This is a genomic window from Rahnella sp. P4_A8 (genome assembly GCF_056402435.1).
In genome coordinates this window covers 1-1,427 of record NZ_JBFUHK010000228.1, presented here as the reverse complement: position 1 = coordinate 1,427, position 1,427 = coordinate 1, and the positions used below count along the sequence as shown (strand labels likewise).

Below are 1,427 nucleotides of genomic sequence, written 5' to 3'. Positions count from 1 at the left end.
CTGCAAAGATTCCTGCGTCGTATGGAATGAGTAGGCATCTTTCATCAGGAATTCACGGGAACGCATTACACCAAAACGCGGGCGAACTTCGTCACGGAATTTAGTCTGGATCTGGAAGAAATTCAGTGGCAGCTGCTTGTATGAGCTGACTTCATTACGGATCAGGTCAGTGATCACTTCTTCATGGGTTGGACCCAGTACGAACGGGCGCTCGCCACGATCAACGAAACGTAACAATTCCGGACCATATTGCTCCCAACGTCCGCTCTCCTGCCACAAATCAGCGGGCTGGACTACCGGCATCGACACTTCAATGGCGTTCGCGTTGTTCATTTCTTCGCGTACGATGTTTTCAACTTTCTTGAGAACACGTAAGCCGGTCGKCAGCCAGGTATACAGGCCTGAGGCCAGTTTACGGATCATCCCTGCGCGCAGCATCAGCTGGTGGCTGATAACTTCCGCGTCGGCTGGCGTCTCTTTCAGTGTAGAGAGCAGATATTGAGTAGTACGCATGATGTGTTGGTTCCGTTAGCACTGCAAATTGCAATCGGGCTGCCATGGGCAGCCAAAACGTGAAAAGTGGCTTAGTTTACCAGCGAGTTGCTATTGTCAAAAGAGAGGCAGAGGAAATTTAGTCTTTGTCGAGGGACAATACCTGATTCACAGAGCCTGTGACCCGCCAGCGGACATTAAACTCGAGTAAACGAACGGCATAATCGCGCGCTGTGGCTTCACCTTTGCGATAAGCCGGACGGGGATCCTGTCCTAAAACCTGCGTGATGAAGCGGCGCAGATGCGGGTATTGCCTCGCATGCTCAGCCAGTTGCTGTTCAGCCTGCGGTAAAAATTCTACCGGCATATCGGCATCAGGTGCGTGCTGAGCAAAACCGGCGCGTGCATCAGGATGGCTTTCCGCAAAGGGAAGATACGGCTTAATGTCCACAACAGGTGTGCCATCCACTAAATCCAGACTGCCAAGCTGCAGAATGACATTCTGACCCTGACAGCGAATCCCTTTCAGTTCAACCAGAGACATCCCGAGCGGATTAGGCCGGAAGGTTGAACGGGTGGCAAATACACCGGTACGCACATTCCCGCCTAAACGTGGTGGGCGAACTGTCGGACGCCAGCCGCTTTCCATCGTCTGATGGAAAATAAACATCACCCATAAATGGCTGAAGTCTTCCAGCCCGCGAACAGCTTCGGGCTGGTTATAAGGCGGATGCAGATGTAATTCGCCGCCACCATCCTGGATCAATCCGGGCTGGCGCGGAACAGCAAACTTCTCTTTATAGGGCGAGTGAATGATCCCTATTTGCTCAAAAGAAAATGAGGTCATTTAAACGTGACGTTCAGGGCGGAACCCTGACAAATCGCCTGCTGGAAGCAGCCTGGTACGCCGCTGATAATCTGGCACTGATGTAACA

Annotated in this window: 3 protein-coding genes; all 3 read right to left on the bottom strand. The window is 52.1% G+C overall.

Features of this window, described 5'->3' with window-relative positions:
* On the bottom strand, positions 1 to 513 hold a 513-nt coding region (proS, locus tag AC1DUO_RS24960), incomplete at its 3' end, for a proline--tRNA ligase (RefSeq protein ID WP_477989358.1).
* Positions 514 to 631: 118 nt separating this feature from the next.
* Positions 632 to 1,339, bottom strand: coding sequence for a tRNA (N6-threonylcarbamoyladenosine(37)-N6)-methyltransferase TrmO (gene tsaA / locus AC1DUO_RS24955; protein WP_015689436.1), 708 nt, complete (start codon positions 1,337 to 1,339; stop codon positions 632 to 634).
* Positions 1,336 to 1,427: Rcs stress response system protein RcsF (gene rcsF / locus AC1DUO_RS24950; protein WP_477989360.1), on the bottom strand; the 92-nt coding region annotated here is incomplete at its 5' end. The genes tsaA and rcsF, both read right to left, overlap by 4 nt.